This is a genomic window from Bacillus sp. XB1, from assembly GCF_053557995.1.
Window position 1 is genome coordinate 1,039,078 of record NZ_JBNRIL010000002.1, and the last position, 16,523, is coordinate 1,055,600.

The 16,523-nt window shown below is 36.7% G+C and carries 11 protein-coding genes and 2 pseudogenes; all 13 read left to right on the forward strand.

Features of this window, described 5'->3' with window-relative positions; translation table 11 throughout:
• Positions 1–60: 60 nt before the first annotated feature.
• Positions 61–669: pseudogene (gene recA / locus ACK1U5_RS20730) on the forward strand (recombinase RecA); the annotation flags it as partial.
• Positions 670–996: 327 nt separating this feature from the next.
• Positions 997–1,419 (forward strand): annotated as a pseudogene (locus ACK1U5_RS20735) (recombinase RecA); the annotation flags it as partial.
• 480 nt (positions 1,420–1,899) lie between these two features.
• Positions 1,900–3,465, forward strand: a complete 1,566-nt coding sequence (rny, locus tag ACK1U5_RS20740; protein ID WP_048567513.1) for a ribonuclease Y — start codon at positions 1,900–1,902, stop codon at positions 3,463–3,465.
• A 162-nt stretch (positions 3,466–3,627) separates the two neighbouring features.
• Positions 3,628–4,422, forward strand: a complete 795-nt coding sequence (locus ACK1U5_RS20745; protein WP_001221095.1) for a TIGR00282 family metallophosphoesterase — start codon at positions 3,628–3,630, stop codon at positions 4,420–4,422.
• A 149-nt stretch (positions 4,423–4,571) separates the two neighbouring features.
• Positions 4,572–4,832 carry a stage V sporulation protein SpoVS gene (spoVS, locus tag ACK1U5_RS20750; protein WP_000404341.1) on the forward strand — a complete coding sequence of 87 codons (261 nt, stop codon included), beginning with the start codon at positions 4,572–4,574 and terminating at the stop codon, positions 4,830–4,832.
• A gap of 58 nt (positions 4,833–4,890) precedes the next feature.
• Positions 4,891–5,814 carry a dipeptidase gene (locus ACK1U5_RS20755; protein ID WP_048567514.1) on the forward strand — a complete coding sequence of 308 codons (924 nt, stop codon included), beginning with the start codon at positions 4,891–4,893 and terminating at the stop codon, positions 5,812–5,814.
• A 217-nt stretch (positions 5,815–6,031) separates the two neighbouring features.
• Positions 6,032–7,789, forward strand: a complete 1,758-nt coding sequence (locus tag ACK1U5_RS20760; RefSeq protein WP_000625417.1) for a 2-oxoacid:acceptor oxidoreductase subunit alpha — start codon at positions 6,032–6,034, stop codon at positions 7,787–7,789.
• A complete protein-coding gene (locus ACK1U5_RS20765; protein WP_000190155.1) occupies positions 7,776–8,642 on the forward strand; it encodes a 2-oxoacid:ferredoxin oxidoreductase subunit beta in 867 nt (288 codons plus the stop codon). Before ACK1U5_RS20760 ends, ACK1U5_RS20765 begins: the two co-directional genes overlap by 14 nt.
• Before the next feature lie 429 nt (positions 8,643–9,071).
• Positions 9,072–10,601, forward strand: a complete 1,530-nt coding sequence (gene miaB / locus ACK1U5_RS20770) for a tRNA (N6-isopentenyl adenosine(37)-C2)-methylthiotransferase MiaB (protein ID WP_001005375.1) — start codon at positions 9,072–9,074, stop codon at positions 10,599–10,601.
• Positions 10,602–10,604: 3 nt separating this feature from the next.
• Positions 10,605–11,036, forward strand: a complete 432-nt coding sequence (locus ACK1U5_RS20775) for a RicAFT regulatory complex protein RicA family protein (protein ID WP_000870461.1) — start codon at positions 10,605–10,607, stop codon at positions 11,034–11,036.
• A gap of 126 nt (positions 11,037–11,162) precedes the next feature.
• Positions 11,163–11,705, forward strand: coding sequence for an outer spore coat protein CotE (gene cotE, locus ACK1U5_RS20780; protein WP_001288799.1), 543 nt, complete (start codon positions 11,163–11,165; stop codon positions 11,703–11,705).
• Positions 11,706–11,885: 180 nt separating this feature from the next.
• Complete coding sequence (mutS, locus tag ACK1U5_RS20785; RefSeq protein ID WP_000196029.1) at positions 11,886–14,558, forward strand: DNA mismatch repair protein MutS; 2,673 nt, start codon at positions 11,886–11,888, stop codon at positions 14,556–14,558.
• 8 nt (positions 14,559–14,566) lie between these two features.
• Positions 14,567–16,510 carry a DNA mismatch repair endonuclease MutL gene (gene mutL / locus ACK1U5_RS20790; RefSeq protein ID WP_000516463.1) on the forward strand — a complete coding sequence of 648 codons (1,944 nt, stop codon included), beginning with the start codon at positions 14,567–14,569 and terminating at the stop codon, positions 16,508–16,510.
• The last annotated feature ends 13 nt before the right edge of the window (positions 16,511–16,523 follow it).

Genomic DNA, 16,523 nt, shown 5'->3' on the forward strand with positions numbered 1-16,523 from the left:
GCAAATTGAATTGAAAATAGGTATAATAAGATTAGCAATTCAGTTAAGGAGGAATTTTGAATGAGTGATCGTCAAGCAGCGTTAGATATGGCGTTAAAACAAATAGAGAAGCAATTCGGTAAAGGTTCAATTATGAAATTAGGAGAACAAGCGGAGCGTAGAGTTTCTACGGTTTCTAGTGGTTCTTTAGCACTTGATGTGGCACTAGGAGTAGGCGGATATCCACGTGGCCGTATTATCGAAATTTACGGACCTGAAAGTTCAGGTAAAACGACAGTTTCATTACATGCAATTGCAGAAGTACAACGTCAAGGTGGACAAGCAGCATTCATCGATGCGGAGCACGCAATGGATCCTGTATATGCACAAAAATTAGGCGTTAACATAGATGAATTACTATTATCACAGCCTGATACAGGGGAGCAAGGATTGGAAATCGCGGAAGCACTTGTACGAAGTGGTGCGGTTGACATTATCGTAATTGACTCTGTAGCAGCTCTTGTACCGAAAGCAGAGATTGAAGGCGACATGGGTGACTCACACGTAGGTTTACAAGCGCGTTTAATGTCACAAGCACTTCGTAAGCTTTCAGGAGCAATCAACAAATCAAAAACAATTGCAATCTTTATTAACCAAATTCGTGAAAAAGTTGGGGTTATGTTCGGAAATCAACTACAAGTTGCTTAATCGAAAAGATTAAGGAGTTTACCATGGGTTTCCCTTGCTAGTGATAGCATGTTAAAAAACCTTGTGAACCTTATTGCCTAAGGGTGTAACTATCCATATAGTTGCTAACGGTGAAGCCCACCATTATTTAGGGTAATACCGTGCCAAGCTCCATAGTGATATGGGGAAGGTGTAGAGACTACCGAAAAGGACTTTTAGTTAACTGAGTAGGGTACGGCAGATGATAGGCTACTGCTGGAAGTGCAAGGCTCTCTGTAAAGAGATGAAGAGATAGTCCAGACTATAGAGATGGAAAATCTATAGATAGTGCCAGAAACAACTCCAGGTGGTCGTGCGTTGAAATTCTATTCAACTGTTCGTCTTGAAGTGCGTCGTGCGGAGCAATTAAAGCAAGGTAACGACATCGTTGGTAATAAAACAAAAGTAAAAGTAGTGAAAAATAAAGTAGCACCACCATTCCGTGTTGCGGAAGTTGATATTATGTACGGAGAAGGTATTTCAAGAGAAGGTGAAATCTTGGATATGGCTTCTGAGCTTGATATTGTTCAAAAGAGCGGTGCTTGGTATTCTTATAATGAAGAACGCCTAGGACAAGGTCGTGAAAATTCGAAGCAGTTCTTAAAAGAAAATACAGATTTAAGAGAAGAAATTGCCTTCTTTATTCGTGAGCATCACGGAATTAGTGAAGATTCTGGTGCTGAGGGCGCAGAAGATTCAACTCTTCTTGATTAAAAAAATAAAAGACACGGTCTCGTGTCTTTTATTTTTTTATCTACTATTAAGGAGCATAATACTATAGATAAAAATATTTTTTGACTTCAAATGGGTTGTGTAAAGAAGGATATGTAAATATTTTAAGTAAAGAAATGGGAATTACTAAGGTTTTCCAGTATAATAGGCTCCTTACTTTTCAAATTTAGGTCACATTCAAGGCTGAAGGTAAAGAAAGTAAAAGTAGACAACGCTTGACAATGAAAATTACGATAGATACAATGAGAATGTATATTTTTTCTTATATACGATATACTCTTCTCAAGAAGAGAAGTAATATTCGGAGTAAGGTTTAAATCTTACCGAAATAATAATATGACATTTTAATTGTGAAATGAAGAAAGTCCCTTAAAAAAGCGGGACGACGGTCTTTGCTGTATGTTGTAATTCAATGTACATGCCGACAGTCTTTTTTCATTCATAGCAAGGGGAGGTGAAATCATGAGTAGTACAGTTTGGATACTCATCTCCATTTTGCTTGCAACAACAGTCGGTGCAGTTGTTGGCTTTTTTGTTCGAAAGTCTATTGCTGAAGCGAAGATTAATGGTGCGGCTAATGAAGCAAAACGTATTCTAGACGAAGCGAATCGTGAGGCTGAAGCACTTAAGAAAGAAGCGCTTTTAGAAGCAAAGGATGAAATTCATACACTTCGTACAGAAGCTGAATTAGAAATTCGTGACCGTAGAAGCGAATTACAAAAACAAGAAAATCGTTTAATGCAAAAAGAAGAGAACCTTGATCGTAAAGACGAAACGCTCGATAAACGCGAGCAACAGTTAGAGAAGAAAGAGGAATCTCTTGTAGCGAGACAACAACAGATTGAAGAGTTGGAAAGCAAAGTGGGAGAGTTAGTTCAAAAGCAACAAACAGAATTAGAGCGCATTTCCAATCTGACACGCGAACAAGCGAAAGCAATTATTCTTGGTAAAGTAGAAAGTGAAGTTTCTCATGAAATCGCTGTTATGGTAAAAGAAAGTGAAGTTCGCGCGAAAGAAGAAGCGGATAAGAAAGCAAAAGAGATTTTATCTCTTGCAATGCAAAGATGTGCAGCTGATCATGTTGCTGAAACAACCGTTTCGGTTGTAAATCTTCCAAATGACGAAATGAAGGGACGTATTATCGGGCGTGAAGGTCGTAATATTCGTACGTTAGAAACGTTAACGGGTATTGACTTAATTATCGATGATACACCAGAGGCGGTAATCCTTTCTGGATTCGACCCAATTCGTCGTGAAACAGCTCGTATCGCTCTTGATAAACTAGTACAGGACGGACGTATTCACCCAGCGCGTATTGAAGAGATGGTCGAAAAATCAAGACGTGAAGTGGACGAGTATATTCGCGAAGTCGGAGAGCAAACAACGTTTGAAGTAGGTGTTCACGGATTACATCCAGATTTAATTAAAATTTTAGGTCGTTTAAAATACCGTACAAGTTATGGTCAAAACGTCTTAAAACACTCTATGGAAGTTGCATATTTAACTGGACTTATGGCGGCAGAGCTTGGCGAGGATGAAAAACTAGCAAGACGTGCAGGTCTATTACATGATATCGGAAAAGCGATTGACCATGAAGTAGAAGGAAGCCACGTTGAAATTGGTGTTGAACTTGCAACGAAATATAAAGAGCATCCTGTAGTTATAAACAGTATCGCATCTCACCATGGTGACACAGAACCAACTTCTATCATTGCAGTTTTAGTTGCAGCAGCAGATGCTTTATCAGCTGCAAGACCGGGAGCTCGTAGTGAAACACTTGAAAACTATATTCGTCGTCTTGAAAAGTTAGAAGAGATTTCAGAGTCTTATGAAGGCGTTGAAAAATCATTTGCAATTCAAGCAGGACGTGAAGTTCGTATTTTGGTAAAACCAGATACAATCGATGACTTAGAAGCTCATCGTTTAGCTCGTGATATCCGAAAACGTATTGAAAATGAACTGGATTACCCAGGACATATTAAAGTAACTGTTATTCGTGAAACACGTGCAGTGGAATACGCAAAATAAAGTGGTGAAACACCACTTTATTTTTTTGTGTTGGAATTGGATAAAATAAAGACAGTTAGTTATATAGCATAAAAGTGAAGCAAACTTATAATAAAGATATTATAAGGAATTTACTTGATGCTATAGCAATAAAAAATGCAGTACATAGAAAGGGTAAGACATATGAGAATATTATTTGTTGGGGATGTAGTAGGATCTCCTGGTAGAGGTATGATTCAACAATACGTACCGGCATTAAAGAAAAAATATACACCTACAGTAACAATCATTAATGGAGAAAATGCAGCAGGTGGCCGTGGGATTACAGAAAAAATATATCGAAACTTTTTAGAGTGTGGGGCGCAGGCAGTTACACTTGGAAACCACGCTTGGGATAATCGTGAAGTATTTGAATTCATCGATGATGCAAAATATCTTGCAAGACCAGCTAACTTCCCAGAAGGAACTCCAGGAAAAGGACTTATCTTTGTGAACTGTAATGGAACAGAAGTTGCAGTTATTAATTTACAGGGACGTACTTTCCTTCCTCCAATTGATTGTCCATTCCGTAAAGTGGATGAATTAATTAATATTGCGAAAAAACGTACGAATATTATATTTGTTGATTTCCATGCGGAGACTACAAGTGAAAAACAAGCGCTAGGTTGGTATGTAGATGGACGTGCTACAGCAGTAGTAGGTACGCATACGCATGTCCCTACAGCGGATAACCGTATTTTACCAAGCGGAACGGCATACATTACAGATGTTGGGATGACAGGGCCGTATGACGGAATATTAGGTATGGACAGAGAAGCAGTATTGAAGAAGTTTTTAACAAACTTACCAGTACGATTTGAAGTAACAAATGGTAGAACGCAATTAAGCGCAGTGTTAATTGATGTGGATCCAAATACAGGAAAAGCAAAGAAAATTGAACGTATTTTAATTAATGACGATCAACCGTTTTTTGAGTAAATTTCCGTTAAATTTTAGATAAGTTATTATATTTTAATTTTTTAGAAAAATTACAGAAATTTAGCAGGAATACGCGCCATTCCTCGTGAATATAAGTTAAAGTGAAATAATTGCTAATACTTTTTAAAGAAACGAGGAGGAAACGCGGAATGGAAATATTAAAAGTTAAAGCAACGTCGGTCCCTAATTCTGTAGCTGGTGCACTTGCAGGTGTTATTCGCGAACGCGGAACAGCAGAAATTCAAGCTATTGGTGCAGGTGCATTGAACCAAGCTGTAAAGGCAGTAGCAATCGCAAGAGGATTTGTAGCGCCTAGTGGTTTGGACCTGATTTGTATCCCAGCGTTTACAGATATTATGATTGATGGCGAAGAGCGTACAGCAATAAAATTAATTGTAGAACCTCGTTAAGTTTAAACAACCTGTTTGCAGTATGCAAACAGGTTGTTTTTATAATGGAGGAATGAAAATGAAAATTTTTGATGCTCATTGTGACGTGCTTCTTCAGTTATGGAGTGCACAAGGGAAAAGGAATTTTAAAGATGATTCACAATTACATATTACATTTGAACAGTTAAAGAGAAGAAAAGGAAGTATACAATGTTTTGCTATATATGTACCAGAAACAGTGGCATATGAAAACCGATTTGAAGTAGCATTACAAATGGTAGATATTTTTTATAATGAAATTTTATCCTTACCAGGTGTGAAGTTTATTCAGACAAAAGATGATATTAACATATTAAAACAGGACGAGATTGGAGCGATATTAACAATAGAAGGATGCGAAACAATTGGAAAAGATGCAATGAAATTACGGTTGTTGTATCGCCTAGGAGTACGTTCTTTTGGACTAACATGGAATTATGCCAATCTCTTAGCTGATGGTGCGCTAGAGACACGTGGGGCGGGTTTAACGACTTTTGGTAAACATGTTGTACAAGAACTGAATACGTTATATGTATGGACTGATGTGTCTCATTTGAATGAAAGAAGTTTTTGGGATGTTATAGAGATTGCAAAAAATCCTATTGCTTCCCACTCAAATTGTATGAAACTTTGCGAGCACCCACGTAATTTGAATGATGAACAACTTAAAGCTCTTATAAAGAAAAATGGCATGATCGGTGTCACTTTTGTACCGCAATTTCTAACAAGCGAAGGGCAAGCAAATATAACAGATATAATAAAACATATCGAATATATTTGCTCGCTAGGTGGAGAAAACAATATAGGGTTTGGTTCAGATTTTGATGGGATTGTAGATACAGTTGTAAATGTATCAGCTTATCGAGATTATGAAAATGTAATGAATGAGCTTTGTAAACACTATGCTGCATCAACTGCAGAACGATTTTTATATAATAATTTTGTTGAACATATAAGTTTTTGATTTAAAATTCAGAAAAATAAAAATTAATTCATTTGATTTTATTGCTTTTTTTAAGACCTAATACTAGAATGAAAAACAAAATAGCTTTATACTAAAGATTCAGGGAAATCAGAAGAGGCATAATTTGCGTCCGTTGTAGTTTATTTGCATAAAAAATGCTAAACTATTACTGTAAAAAAATACACTACAATGAATGCAGCCAAAAGGGGTGTAGGAGATGATTAGTCAACTTTCATGGAAAGTTGGAGGCCAACAAGGTGAAGGAATTGAAAGTACAGGAGAAATCTTCTGTATTGCATTAAACCGATTAGGATATTACCTATACGGTTACCGCCACTTCTCATCACGTATAAAAGGCGGCCATACAAATAATAAAATTCGTGTAAGTACAACAGAAGTACGAGCGATCTCAGATGATTTAGATATTTTAATTGCTTTTGACCAAGAAACAATTGATTTTAATTTCCACGAACTACGTCCAGGTGGAATTGTAGTTGCGGATGCGAAATTTAATCCAACAATACCTGACAATACAGATGTAAATCTATATGTGATACCGTTTACAGATATTGCTTCAGAATTAGGCACATCATTAATGAAAAACATGGTTGCTGTAGGAGCATCAAGTGCAGTATTAGGATTAGATGAAACAGCTTATTTAGATGTTGTTGAAGAAATCTTTGGTCGTAAAGGAGAGCAAGTCGTTCAAAAGAATATGGACGCAATTAAACGCGGCTCTCAATATATGAAAGAATTACTAGGTGAGAAAGTAAACATGATGCAGCTTGAAAAAGCTGATGGTAAAAAACGCATGTTTATGATTGGAAACGATGCAATCGCATTTGGTGCGGTAGCTGGTGGTGCTCGTTTTATGTCAGCATACCCAATCACACCTGCATCAGAAATTATGGAATACTTAATTAAAAAATTACCGAAAGTCGGTGGAACAGTAATCCAAACTGAGGATGAAATCGCAGCTTGTACAATGGCAATCGGTGCAAACTATGCTGGTGTTCGTACATTAACGGCATCTGCTGGTCCTGGTCTTTCATTAATGATGGAAGCAATCGGTTTAGCAGGTATTACAGAAACCCCATTAGTAATTGTTGATACACAACGTGGCGGCCCAAGTACAGGATTACCAACGAAACAAGAACAGTCTGACTTAATGGCGATGATTTACGGTACGCATGGTGAAATTCCAAAAATCGTAATGGCGCCAAGTACAGTTGAAGAAGCTTTCTATGACATTGTAGAAGCATTTAACTTATCTGAAGAATATCAAGTTCCTGTTATTTTCTTAACAGATTTACAGCTTTCGTTAGGAAAACAAACAGTAGAACCACTTAAATTAGATAAAGTGGAAATTCGTCGTGGTAAGCTTGATTTAGAAGCAGAATTACCAGAACGTGAAAATAAAGCATACTTCAAGCGTTATGAAGTAACAGAAGACGGGGTTTCACCACGTGTTTTACCTGGTATGAAAAATGGTGTTCACCATGTTACAGGTGTAGAACATGATGAAACTGGAAAACCATCGGAATCAGCAATAAACCGTAAAGATCAAATGGACAAACGTTTCCGTAAAATGGAGAACTTGAAGTTTAATACCCCTGTTTATAAAAATGTTAAGCATGAAGAAGCAGACGTATTGCTTGTTGGATTTAACTCAACTCGTGGTGCGATCGAAGAGGCAATGACGCGTTTAGAACAAGAGGGTATGAAAGTAAACCATGCTCATGTGCGTTTAATTCACCCGTTCCCAACAGCTGAAATCGATCCACTTGTGAAAAAGGCGAAGCGTGTTGTAGTAGTAGAAAACAATGCAACAGGTCAGCTTGCTAACATTATGAAAATGAATCTTGGTAATGGTGAGAAAATTTCTAGTCTTTTAAAATATGATGGAAACCCATTCTTGCCGAAAGAGATTTACAACGAATGCAAAAAAGGGGTTGTATTAAATGGCAACATTTAAGGACTTTCGTAACAGTGTAAAGCCAAACTGGTGCCCAGGTTGCGGAGACTTCTCAGTGCAAGCTGCAATTCAACGTGCGGCAGCTAACGTTGGCCTAAATCCAGATGAACTTGCTGTTATTTCTGGTATCGGCTGTTCAGGCCGTATTTCAGGTTATATTAATTCATATGGTGTGCATAGTATTCATGGTCGTGCCCTTCCGATTGCACAAGGTGTGAAAATGGCAAATCGTGATTTAACAGTTATCGCTTCAGGTGGTGACGGTGATGGATTTGCGATTGGTATGGGACATACAATCCATTCTATTCGTCGTAATATCGACATTACGTACATCGTAATGGATAACCAAATTTATGGATTAACAAAAGGGCAAACTTCACCACGTAGTGAAGCTGGATTTAAAACGAAAAGCACACCACAAGGTTCAATTGAACCATCACTAAATGTAATGGAAATGGCCTTAACAGCTGGTGCGACATTTGTGGCGCAAAGCTTTTCGAGTGATTTAAAAGAATTAACACAAATTATTGAAGCTGGTATTAACCATAAAGGATTTTCATTAATTAACGTATTTAGCCCATGTGTTACTTACAATAAAGTAAATACTTACGATTGGTTTAAAGAGAACTTAACGAAACTAAGCACAGTAGAGGGATATGATCCATCTAATCGCATGATGGCTATGCAAACTTTAATGGAAAATAACGGTTTAGTAACAGGGTTAATTTATCAAAATACTAAGCAACCATCATATCAAGAACTTGTTAAAGGCTATAGTGAAGAGCCTTTAGTGAAATCTGATTTAAATATGGATCAGAAAATGTTTGATGAGCTTGTTGCTGAATTTATGTAATGTAAGAAAAAAAGGTTGCCGATTTGGCAACCTTTTTTTATGTACAAAATATAGGGTAGCCTTATTTACTTAGAAAATTCAGAATGATAAAATAATATATAAATCGTTGTATGAAAATGGCAAGTTCATTGCTTATGAAATGTAAGGTAATAAAAGGCCTTTGTATTGTTAAGATTGGCGAAACACGTCATACTATGGTAATGTTTATAGGGATAAAGCAATATGCTTTTGGGTAGGACAACAAGAAATGATAAAAAGGGAATGTCTATTTGCGTGGGGAAGACTTCATTCTTATGAATGATTAGATTGATTACTCAAGTTTCAAAGGACAAGTTATCTCTCCAGCTATCTAACCATTTTTGAGGTGAGTCTAAGCGCATTAAAATGGACTATAGAGTGTGTATAGTTAAGGGTGAAAGGAGATTACCGATGAACGAGCAACAACGATTAGCAAGTCAACAAGCAAATTCCTCTATGAAAAAAGAAGAGAAAGATTATAGTAAATACTTTGAAAGTGTATATCAACCACCTTCCTTAAAGGATGCGAAAAAGCGTGGGAAAGAAGAAGTTAAAATTGAACGGGATTTTGGCTTACCTGAAGAGTTTCGCAATTTTGGTACAGGAAGAAAGTTCTATATTCGTACATATGGTTGTCAAATGAATGAGCATGATACGGAAGTAATGGCAGGTATTTTCACAGCACTTGGATATGAACCAACTTTTTCAACTGAGGATGCAGATGTAGTTTTATTAAACACTTGTGCAATTCGTGAAAATGCTGAAAATAAGGTGTTTGGTGAGCTAGGCCATTTAAAGTCACTCAAACGAAGAAATCCAGACCTTTTAATTGGTGTATGTGGTTGTATGTCTCAAGAGGAATCTGTTGTAAATAAAATTATGCAAAAAAATCAGCATGTAGATATGGTATTTGGAACGCATAATATTCATAGACTACCGTACATTCTAAAAGATGCGATGTTCTCGAAAGAGACGGTAGTTGAAGTATGGTCAAAAGAAGGTGACGTAATTGAAAACCTTCCGAAAGTACGTCGTGGTGATATTAAAGCTTGGGTAAATATTATGTATGGCTGTGATAAATTCTGTACGTATTGTATTGTACCGTATACACGCGGAAAAGAGCGAAGTAGACGTCCAGAAGATATTATCCAAGAGATTCGTCATTTAGCTGCAAATGGTTATAAAGAAATTACGTTACTTGGACAAAACGTAAATGCATATGGTAAAGACTTTGAAGATATAGAATACGGTCTTGGCGATTTAATGGACGAACTTCGTAAAGTTGATATTGCCCGTATTCGTTTTACAACGAGCCATCCACGTGATTTCGATGATCACTTAATTGAAGTGCTTGGAAAAGGTGGCAACCTAGTAGAACATATCCATTTACCAGTTCAATCTGGAAGTACAGATATGCTGAAAATTATGGCACGTAAATATTCGCGTGAGCATTATTTAGAACTTGTAAGAAAAATTAAAGAAGCAATTCCAGATGTAGTATTAACAACAGATATTATCGTTGGTTTTCCAAATGAAACAGACGAGCAATTTGAAGAAACGATGTCGTTATATCGTGAAGTAGGGTTTGATACTGCCTTTACATTCATTTATTCTCCTCGCGAAGGTACACCAGCTGCAAAAATGAAAGATAATGTACCGATGGAAGTAAAGAAAGAACGTCTTCAGCGCTTAAATACACTAGTAAATACGTTGGCAATTGAAAAGAATAGTCGTTACAAAGGTCAAATTGTAGAAGTGTTAGTTGATGGGGAAAGTAAAAATAATCCGGAAGTACTTGCAGGTTATACTCGTACGAATAAACTTGTAAACTTCGTCGCTTCAAAATCTTTAATTGGTCAGCTTGTGAAAGTGAAAATAACGGAAGCAAAAACTTGGTCTCTTAACGGGGAATTAGTTGAAGAGCCGATTGAGGTGAAATAATAGATGAAAGTATATTCGAAAGATGACATTGTTGAACAAGCGAAAGAATTAGCAAAAATGATTTCTGAAACAGAAGAAGTTGATTTTTTTAAGAAAGCAGAGGCGCAAATTCATAAAAATGAAAATGTAAAGCGCGCAATCGATGAAATTAAAGCACTGCAAAAACAAGCAGTAAACTTGCAACATTACGGGAAATGGGAAGCTTTAAAAAAGGTAGAAGCTGAAATTGATGCATTGCAAGATAAGTTAGACAGTATTCCAGTCGTACAACAATTTAAATCTTCACAAACATACGTAAATGACTTATTACAGTTAGTTGCTAGTACAATTTCTAACAACGTAACAGATGAAATATTAATTTCAACTGGTGGCGATGTACTAAAGGGTGAAACTGGCGCAGCGGTAGAAAGTAAAAAAGGAAATTGTGGTTGTTAAAGAGATGTCATATTGACATCTCTTTTTTTTTGTGGATTAAACGTAAGTTCTTCTCAAAAAAAGAATGACACATTCCGCTATTGTCACGCATATGATTAAGTGAATAGTGATTGAGGAGGGTTACGAATGTCCGAATTTAGAGAGATTATTACAAAAGCAGTGGTTGGAAAAGGACGTAAGTATACAAAGTCAACGCATACATGTGAATCGAATAATGAGCCAACAAGTATTTTAGGGTGCTGGGTAATTAACCACTCGTACGAAGCAAGAAAGAATGGAAAACATGTGGAAATTGAAGGTTTCTATGATGTGAACACTTGGTATTCATTTGATGGAAATACAAAGACTGAAGTTGTAACAGAACGTGTGAACTACACGGACGAAGTAAGTATTGGTTATCGTGATAAAAACTTTTCTGGTGACGATTTAGAAATTATTGCTCGTGTTATTCAGCCGCCAAATTGTTTAGAAGCACTTGTATCACCAAATGGTAATAAAATTGTTGTAACTGTAGAACGTGAATTTGTAACAGAAGTAGTTGGAGAAACGAAAATTTGTGTAAGTGTAAATCCTGAAGGCTGCGTAGAATCAGATGATGATTTCCAAATTGCTGATGATGAATTTGAAGAATTAGATCCGAACTTTATAGTTGATGCAGAAGAAGAGTAATAGAAAGCTAGGGAGAAGTTCTTCCTAGCTTTTTACTTTACATAAGTGGGGCTGAATGAACATGATTCTTTATGAAATATGTTATAATGAAGAAAGACTCCTGAAATAGGAGATAAGAGTGTCCGTGAAATGCGACATATATGAAAATAGATTATCATGTAAGAATTATGGAGGAAAAGTATGACTCAATATACGCCTATGATACAGCAATATTTAAAGGTTAAGGCAGATTATCAAGATGCCTTTTTATTTTTTCGCTTAGGCGATTTTTATGAAATGTTCTTTGAGGATGCTGTAAAAGCAGCTCATGAACTTGAAATTACATTAACGAGCCGAGATGGCGGTAGTAGTGAACGTATACCAATGTGCGGTGTACCGTATCATGCGGCTAAAAACTATATTGAACAACTTGTTGAAAAAGGATATAAAGTAGCTGTTTGTGAGCAAGTAGAAGATCCGAAAACAGCTAAAGGTGTAGTACGTCGTGAAGTAGTACAATTAATTACGCCAGGAACGATGATGGAAGGGCGTACAATTGATGAGAAAGAAAATAACTTCTTAGCCGCATTAACACATTTTGAAGATGGATCATATGCATTAGCTTGTAACGACTTAACGACTGGACAAAATACAGTAACGTTATTGACTGGTTCAGTAGAAGATATTTTATTAGAAGTGTATGCAACTGGTTCGAAAGAAATTGTTGTTGATTCTTCATTTTCTAAAGATGAACTAAACAAGTTAACTGAAACATTGAAAATGACGATTTCGTATGAAGATGCAACGGCAATTCCGGAAGGATTAGAACATCTTGTGAAAAATGTTTCACAAGCAAAATTAATTAAAGCAGTTGGACGTTTATTTAACTATGTAATAAGAACGCAAAAACGTTCTTTAGATCATTTGCAACCAGTAGAAATTTATTATACGAATCAATTTATGAAAATTGATGTACATTCAAAGCGAAATTTAGAACTGACAGAAACACTTCGAACGAAAGAAAAAACAGGATCACTATTATGGTTATTGGACAAGACGAAAACAGCTATGGGTGGTCGTATGTTAAAACAGTGGATGGAACGTCCACTTATACAGAAAGAAAGAATTGAAGAGCGTTTAGAAATGGTTGAAACGTTTGTAAATGATTACTTCTTACGTGAAGATTTAAAGGAAAAGTTAAAAGAAGTATATGATTTAGAACGCTTAGCAGGAAAAGTTGCATTTGGTAACGTAAATGCAAGAGACTTATTACAATTAAGACGTTCATTGCTTCAAGTACCAGCTATTTTAGAAGCAATTAGTTTGTTAGATAACGCTTATGCATCGAGATTAATTCAAGGTGCAGATCCATGTGAAAGCTTAACAGAATTACTAGGAAGAAGTATTCAAGAAAACCCACCGCTTTCGATTAAAGATGGAGATATTATTAAAGATGGTTATAATGACAAGCTTGATCAATATCGTTACGTTAGTAAAAACGGGAAAACGTGGATTGCTGAGCTTGAAAAAAGAGAACGTGATATTACCGGAATTAAATCATTAAAAATCGGATACAACCGTATTTTCGGTTACTACATTGAAGTAACGAAAGCGAATCTTGCAGCACTTCCAGAAGGTCGCTATGAGCGTAAACAGACGCTTGCTAATGCTGAACGTTTCATTACAGATGAACTGAAAGAAAAAGAAACGTTAATCTTAGAAGCTGAAGAAAAAATTGTACAGCTAGAATACGATTTATTTACAGCACTTCGTGAAGAAGTAAAAGTATTTATTCCGAAATTACAACATTTAGCGAAAGTAATTAGTGAATTAGACGTACTGCAAAGTTTTGCAACAGTTAGTGAAGAAGAACAGTTTGTAAAACCTGTACTGACAACGAAGCGCGAAATCTTTATTAAAGATGGTCGTCATCCTGTTGTTGAAAAAGTATTGAACGGGAAATTGTATGTACCGAATGATTGTATTATGCCAGAGAATATGGATGTCTTTTTAATTACAGGGCCGAACATGTCTGGTAAAAGTACGTATATGAGACAATTAGCACTTGTAACGGTTATGTCGCAAATCGGTTGTTTCGTACCAGCAACAGAAGCAGTATTACCTGTATTTGACCAAATCTTTACGAGAATTGGTGCAGCGGATGATTTAATTTCAGGTCAAAGTACATTTATGGTCGAAATGTTAGAAGCGAAAAATGCAATTGCAAACGCATCAGAAAGAAGTTTAATTTTATTCGATGAAATTGGACGCGGTACATCTACGTATGATGGTATGGCACTTGCACAAGCGATTATTGAACATATTCATGACCAAATTGGTGCAAAAACGTTATTCTCTACGCATTATCACGAATTGACGGTGTTAGAAGAGAGTTTAAATCAACTGAAAAATGTACACGTTTCAGCAATTGAAGAGAATGGAAAAGTAGTATTCCTTCATAAAATTCAAGATGGAGCAGCTGATAAAAGTTACGGAATTCACGTTGCGCAACTTGCGGAGCTTCCAGATAGCCTAATCGCTCGTGCGAAAGAAGTGTTAGCACAGCTAGAAGGACAGGAAGAAATTATTATTCCAAAGCGAGTAGAAGTGAAAGTACAAGAAGCTACTCCAGAACCTGTAGTTGTAAAAGAAGAAATAGCAGAAATACAGGAAACGAAAGTAGAGACTGAAGAAGAATCGCAACTATCTTTCTTTGGAGGAGAACAGTCTTCGAAGAAACAAGAAAAGCCTCTGCTAGATCAAAAAGAAACAGCAGTACTGGCGCAAATTAAAAAAATCGATTTACTTGATATGACACCTTTAGAAGCGATGAACGAATTGTATCGCTTACAGAAAAAGTTAAAGAAAGGATGAGTAAGTAGATGGGGAAAATTCGCAAACTCGATGACCAACTCTCTAACTTAATTGCGGCAGGGGAAGTAGTAGAGCGCCCTGCTTCAGTCGTAAAAGAACTTGTGGAAAATTCTATCGATGCGAATAGTACATCTATTGAAATCCACTTAGAAGAAGCTGGGTTATCGAAAATTCGTATCATTGATAATGGTGATGGTATTGCAGAAGAAGACTGTATCGTCGCTTTTGAACGCCATGCAACGAGTAAAATTAAAGATGAAAACGATCTGTTCCGCATAAGAACACTCGGTTTCCGCGGTGAGGCATTGCCAAGTATTGCCTCAGTTAGTGAATTAGAATTAATTACTAGCACAGGTGATGCGCCTGGTACACACCTTATTATTAAAGGTGGAGACATTATAAAGCAAGAGAAGACTGCGAGCCGAAAAGGAACAGATATTACAGTACAAAATTTATTCTTTAATACACCAGCACGTCTTAAATATATGAAAACCATTCATACAGAGCTCGGAAATATTACAGATATCGTGTATCGTATTGCAATGTCACATCCAGAAGTATCGTTAAAACTATTTCATAATGAAAAGAAATTGCTTCATACGTCAGGTAACGGTGATGTAAGACAAGTACTTGCATCGATTTACAGTATTCAAGTTGCGAAGAAGCTTGTTCCAATTGAAGCTGAATCTTTAGACTTTACAATTAAAGGTTATGTAACATTACCAGAAGTAACGAGAGCATCTCGTAATTATATGTCAACGATTGTAAATGGTCGTTACGTTCGAAACTTTGTATTAATGAAAGCAATTCAGCAAGGATACCATACATTACTGCCAGTTGGCCGGTATCCAATTGGTTTCTTATCGATTGAAATGGATCCAATGCTAGTTGACGTTAACGTACATCCAGCGAAATTAGAAGTTCGTTTTAGTAAAGAACAAGAATTGCTAAAGCTGATCGAAGAAACATTGCAAGCTGCATTTAAAAAAATACAGCTTATTCCAGATGCAGGTGTAACAACGAAGAAAAAAGAAAAAGACGAAAGTGTGCAAGAACAGTTCCAGTTTGAGCATGCGAAGCCGAAAGAACCATCTATGCCGGACATCGTTTTACCGACTGGCATGGATGCAAAACAAGAAGAACCGCAGGCTGTGAAACAGCCTGCGCAGCTTTGGCAACCACCGAAGCAAGAATGGCAACCACCACAGTCGCTCGTGAGAGAAGAACAAAGTTGGCAACCATCCACTAAACCGATAATCGAAGAGCCAATTCAAGAAGAGAAATCGTGGGACAGTAATGAAGAGGACTTTGAACTAGAGGAATTAGAAGAAGAAGTTCGGGAAATAAAAGAGATTGAGATGAACGGGAATGACTTACCACCGCTTTATCCAATTGGACAAATGCATGGAACATATATTTTCGCTCAAAATGATAAAGGATTATATATGATTGACCAGCATGCCGCGCAGGAACGTATTAATTATGAATACTTCCGTGATAAAGTAGGAAGAGTAGCGCAAGAAGTACAAGAGTTACTTGTACCGTACCGTATTGATCTATCTCTTACTGAATTTTTACGTGTCGAAGAGCAGTTAGAAGAACTAAAAAAAGTCGGGCTATTTTTAGAACAATTCGGCCATCAATCCTTTATCGTCCGCTCGCATCCAACATGGTTCCCGAAAGGACAAGAAACAGAAATCATCGATGAAATGATGGAGCAAGTTGTTAAACTAAAAAAAGTTGATATTAAAAAGTTACGTGAAGAAGCAGCCATCATGATGAGCTGTAAAGCATCTATTAAAGCGAATCAATATTTAACGAACGATCAAATATTTGCTTTACTGGAAGAACTACGTACAACAACAAACCCGTACACATGCCCGCACGGAAGACCAATTCTTGTGCATCATTCTACTTATGAGTTGGAGAAGATGTTTAAGAGGGTTATGTAGAGTGAATAGATTA

What these genes read in the sequence shown, in the direction of transcription:
- spoVS (WP_000404341.1), top strand. Translation starts at nt 4,572, where the DNA reads ATGGAAATATTAAAAGTTAAAGCAACGTCGGTCCCTAATTCTGTAGCT.
- mutL (WP_000516463.1), top strand. Translation starts at nt 14,567, where the DNA reads ATGGGGAAAATTCGCAAACTCGATGACCAACTCTCTAACTTAATTGCG.
- ACK1U5_RS20775 (WP_000870461.1), top strand. Translation starts at nt 10,605, where the DNA reads ATGAAAGTATATTCGAAAGATGACATTGTTGAACAAGCGAAAGAATTA.
- rny (WP_048567513.1), top strand. Translation starts at nt 1,900, where the DNA reads ATGAGTAGTACAGTTTGGATACTCATCTCCATTTTGCTTGCAACAACA.
- ACK1U5_RS20755 (WP_048567514.1), top strand. Translation starts at nt 4,891, where the DNA reads ATGAAAATTTTTGATGCTCATTGTGACGTGCTTCTTCAGTTATGGAGT.
- mutS (WP_000196029.1), top strand. Translation starts at nt 11,886, where the DNA reads ATGACTCAATATACGCCTATGATACAGCAATATTTAAAGGTTAAGGCA.
- miaB (WP_001005375.1), top strand. Translation starts at nt 9,072, where the DNA reads ATGAACGAGCAACAACGATTAGCAAGTCAACAAGCAAATTCCTCTATG.
- ACK1U5_RS20745 (WP_001221095.1), top strand. Translation starts at nt 3,628, where the DNA reads ATGAGAATATTATTTGTTGGGGATGTAGTAGGATCTCCTGGTAGAGGT.
- ACK1U5_RS20765 (WP_000190155.1), top strand. Translation starts at nt 7,776, where the DNA reads ATGGCAACATTTAAGGACTTTCGTAACAGTGTAAAGCCAAACTGGTGC.
- cotE (WP_001288799.1), top strand. Translation starts at nt 11,163, where the DNA reads ATGTCCGAATTTAGAGAGATTATTACAAAAGCAGTGGTTGGAAAAGGA.
- ACK1U5_RS20760 (WP_000625417.1), top strand. Translation starts at nt 6,032, where the DNA reads ATGATTAGTCAACTTTCATGGAAAGTTGGAGGCCAACAAGGTGAAGGA.